The 4,055-nt window shown below is 41.9% G+C and carries 4 protein-coding genes and 1 pseudogene; 4 read left to right on the top strand and 1 reads right to left on the bottom strand.

The window, feature by feature from the left end; translation table 11 throughout:
* Positions 1-100: 100 nt before the first annotated feature.
* Complete coding sequence (gene dusB / locus AAGC65_RS25020) at positions 101-1,093, bottom strand: tRNA dihydrouridine synthase DusB (protein WP_343115188.1); 993 nt, start codon at positions 1,091-1,093, stop codon at positions 101-103.
* A 40-nt stretch (positions 1,094-1,133) separates the two neighbouring features.
* On the opposite strand from dusB, the gene AAGC65_RS25015 reads away from it, so the two are divergent.
* From AAGC65_RS25015 to AAGC65_RS25000, 4 genes and pseudogenes are all read left to right on the top strand, one after another.
* On the top strand, positions 1,134-2,078 hold the full coding sequence (locus AAGC65_RS25015) for a CPBP family intramembrane glutamic endopeptidase (protein WP_343115187.1): 945 nt from the start codon (positions 1,134-1,136) through the stop codon (positions 2,076-2,078).
* The gene (locus AAGC65_RS25010) at positions 2,078-2,290 is read left to right on the top strand and encodes a hypothetical protein (RefSeq protein ID WP_343115186.1); all 213 of its coding nucleotides are present in this window, start codon (positions 2,078-2,080) and stop codon (positions 2,288-2,290) included. Before AAGC65_RS25015 ends, AAGC65_RS25010 begins: the two co-directional genes overlap by 1 nt.
* Complete coding sequence (locus AAGC65_RS25005) at positions 2,287-3,087, top strand: phosphatidate cytidylyltransferase (RefSeq protein WP_343115185.1); 801 nt, start codon at positions 2,287-2,289, stop codon at positions 3,085-3,087. The genes AAGC65_RS25010 and AAGC65_RS25005 overlap by 4 nt, the downstream gene beginning before the upstream one ends.
* A 152-nt stretch (positions 3,088-3,239) precedes the next feature.
* A pseudogene (locus AAGC65_RS25000) lies at positions 3,240-3,893 on the top strand (phosphatidylserine decarboxylase family protein); the annotation flags it as partial.
* Positions 3,894-4,055 lie beyond the last annotated feature (162 nt).

Genomic DNA, 4,055 nt, shown 5'->3' with positions numbered 1-4,055 from the left:
TGATAAATGGTTTCTATGGAAACCTTAACGCCCTCTGTTATAGTGGTAACCATGCGAATTGTCTCTGTTTAATTTCAAATATAAAGCATCTGATTAAATATTACGCCATTTCAATGGCATATTTTTCATCAATTTCTGCCAAAATTTCGTACAGTTCTTCCAGGGTACCCGCGGTCACTAATCTCATGCGGTATTCCTTAAAATGATCAATGCCTTTAAAATAATTTGAGTAGTGCCTGCGCATTTCAAAAATACCAGTTTTAGGCCCTTTCCATTCCATCGACTTATTCAGATGCGCGGTACACGCTGCTATACGTTCAGTAACGGTTGGTTTGTCCAGGTGTTCGCCAGTTGCAAAATAGTGTTTGATCTCCCGGAAAATCCAGGGATAACCTATCGCCGCACGGCCTATCATCATACCATCAACACCATATTCCAAACGCCAGTTAGCCGCTTTTTCAGGTGAATCTATATCCCCATTACCAAAGATCGGGATCTTTATACGTGGGTTTTTCTTGATATCACGAATCAGCGACCAATCGGCTACGCCTTTATACATTTGGGACCGTGTACGGCCATGAATAGTCAGCGCTTTGATACCCACATCCTGCAGGCGTTCGGCAACTTCGTATACGTTTTTTGTATTATCATCCCAACCCAAACGGGTTTTTACGGTTACTGGCAAATGTGTAGCGTTAACCACGGCTTTAGTCATGGCCACCATTTTATCAATATCCTGCAAAAGGCTGGCACCGGCACCGCGGCAGGCTACCTGCTTTACAGGGCAGCCATAATTAATATCCATGAGGTCGGGTCCGGCGAGTGATGCTATTTCGGTAGCCTCGCGCATGTGGTCAATATCGCTGCCAAATATCTGGATGCCTATAGGGCGTTCGTACTCAAATACATCAAGTTTCTTACGGCTTTTGGCAGCATCACGTATCAATCCTTCAGATGAGATGAACTCGGTGTACATCATATCCGCGCCGTTTTGCTTGCACACATAACGGAAAGGCGGATCGCTCACATCTTCCATCGGAGCCAGCAACAGCGGGAACTCTCCTAAATCTATATTTCCTATTTGTACAGACATGCTTATCTTTAGACCTGCAAAATTACGCATTTTACATCAAATGATAAAAGAGCCTTACAAGGAAATAAAAACCAGCCAGTTAAACATTACCCCACTGTTACAATTGGTTATCATATTTTTTTCGATATTTTTTGTGTGCATCATCGGCTTTTTCTTAGCGCAGGGAATCATCACATTGCTTTACGGATCACAAACCGCAGCCGATGTATCCAGCTTTAATTTAACCAACCCGCATGTAAAAAATGGCTTATGGATACTGCAAATTGTAAGCACCACGCTGCCCCTTTTTATTGTTCCGGTTGTTTTTGCACGATACATAGCCCGGGATACCGCCAGTTATCTGAAGGCAAACTTTCATTTTCCGTCTATTTTATTCCTGCTGGTATTTTCTATCATGCTGTTTTCATCTCCGGTAATGGAGGTACTGGTTAATATTAATGAAAAGTTGAGTCTGCCCTCATCGCTTAAAACCGTTGAAGATTTAATGCGCCTGATGGAACAGCAAGCTCAAAAAGCTACCGACGCCATGTTAAGCATGAAAACCTTTGGCGATATGCTCTTTGCCCTGATAGTTGTAGCCCTGCTAACGGCAATTGCCGAAGAGTTTTTATTCAGGGGCTGTATACAAACCATTTTAGTACGGTGGACAAAAAACACGCATGCCGCTATCTGGATAACCGCTATCCTGTTCAGCGCTTTTCACCTGGAGTTTTTTTCATTTTTGCCAAGGGTGGCCTTAGGTGTATTTTTTGGCTATTTTGTGGTATGGAGCGGCAGCATCTGGACCAGTGTTTGGGCCCATTTTTTAAACAATGGCTCGGCCGTGGTAATCACCTACCTATACCAGCATAAGCAGATCAGCTTAAGTCCTGATGATCAGCATGTATTTAATTATAGCAGCTATGCTTTTAGCTTAATAATTATTTTAATTTTGCTTTATATATTCAGGAATATTGCGCTCAAAAAGCCCATGTTTGATTTTTAATGGAAAAAGGCTGGATCAAATTCTTTACATCGTCCAATTTTTATCAATCAGAAATTGTTAAGCAAGTGCTTACCGGGCATCATATTGACACAGTTTTACTAAACAAGCAAGATTCATCGCATAAGGCTTTCGGCGATATTGAAGTATATATTCACCAGGAGGATTTCAGCAAGGCCATCGAGATCATGATCCTCAATCAAATTAATATATGAAAGTACGCGCCATTACCGGCTTTTTTTTTGTTATTGTGATGCTTGGCTCGGTTTTACTGGGCTCCTATGTATTTAGTGTATTTTACCTCATCCTAACTTCGTTTTGCCTGTTTGAGTTTTATAAGCTGGTACGTGAGGGTGGTTTTAAACCCAGCCGCGAAAGTGGCCTGATCAACGGCTTTTTAATATTTCTGTTTTTTGCGGCACAATGCTACTTTCCGGCATGGAGGTATATCTTTTTTTTACCGGTAACCTTAAGCGCTGTTTATATACAGGAGCTTTATAAAAATAAACCAGCCCCTTTCAGCAATCTGGGCTATACTTTTTTAGGGATATTTTTGGCGGTAGTGCCATTTCTGTTCTTCCACGCTATGGCATTTATCAACGGCAACTATAACTTTCATTTGCCGCTGGGTTTTCTGGTGATGCTGTGGAGCAATGATACCGGTGCTTACCTGGCTGGCCGGGCATTTGGCAGAACCAAGCTGTTTGAGCGTCATTCGCCTAAAAAAACATGGGAAGGCTTTTTTGGCGGCGTGATCATTAGCGCTATAGCAGCATTAATATTCAGCCATTATTATACTGAGCTTAGCTGGAATCAATGGGTGAGCATAGCTGTTTTAATATCGTGCTTCGGTACTATGGGCGACCTGGTTGAATCTATGTTTAAACGCAGCATTAACGTAAAAGATAGCGGTGGCATATTGCCAGGTCATGGTGGCTTGCTTGACAGGTTTGATGGGCTTTTGTTAGCGGCTCCTGTTGTTTATGCATACCTATACTTCATTTCAAATTAGTAGTTTTGTAGTGAATAGTATCAAGTAATTAGTATCAGGTATCAAGATTTTTCTTAACTGTTCTTAAAAGGTCTACGTATATGTCTTGATACCTGATACTAACTACCTGATACCAAAATATTGATACCAAAATAAAATAAATCACCTATAATATGACTTTTCATAAAGAAGGATACACCTCACTGGCCATAACGGTATTATTCATTTTTGTACTGAATGCGCTTATTCAATTTTATTTCCCGCAGGCGCATGCTTTAAAATGGTTTATCTATATTCTCTCGTTCCTGCTTTTTGTGGTGATCGTGCAGTTTTTTCGTAGTCCTTATTTCAATATCAACGTTGATGAAACAAGCGTACTATGCCCTGCAGATGGTAAAGTAGTGGTGATAGAGGAAACTGAGGAAACTGAATTTTTGAAAGATAAACGCATCCAGCTGTCGGTATTCATGTCGCCGGTAAACGTGCACGTAAACCGTAACCCGATAGCCGGTGTGGTAAGTTATTTTAAATACCACAAGGGCAAATACCTGGTAGCCTGGCATCCTAAATCGTCAACCGAAAATGAACGTACTACTATTTGCGTTCAAAACAGCGCAGGCGTTTCAGTGCTTTTCAGGCAGATAGCCGGCGCATTGGCCCGCCGTATTGTATGGTATGTAAAAGAGGGGGATACAGTTGAGCAAGGCCAGCAATTTGGCTTTATTAAGTTTGGTTCAAGGGTAGACGTATTTTTACCATTAGGCTCAAAGATATTGGTAAACATTGGCGATGTGGTTAAAGGTGGCCGCACGTTGTTGGCTGAACTACCTGGCGCTTCAACAAGCACTGCTACCAAAACGGCCGAGATTGAAACAAACCTAAACATCGCGCCTCCTCATGCCGAGCCCACTGTTGATGAAGAACTAAATAACGAAGGTGAGCAGCAGGAATTACCGCTGGATCAGCCCAAGACTGAAAAGAAAGCGGTA

The organism is Mucilaginibacter sp., from assembly GCF_039207105.1.
Lineage (GTDB): Bacteria > Bacteroidota > Bacteroidia > Sphingobacteriales > Sphingobacteriaceae > Mucilaginibacter.
Note: the sequence above shows the minus strand (reverse complement) of the source record. Positions and strands in the feature narration are given on the sequence as shown.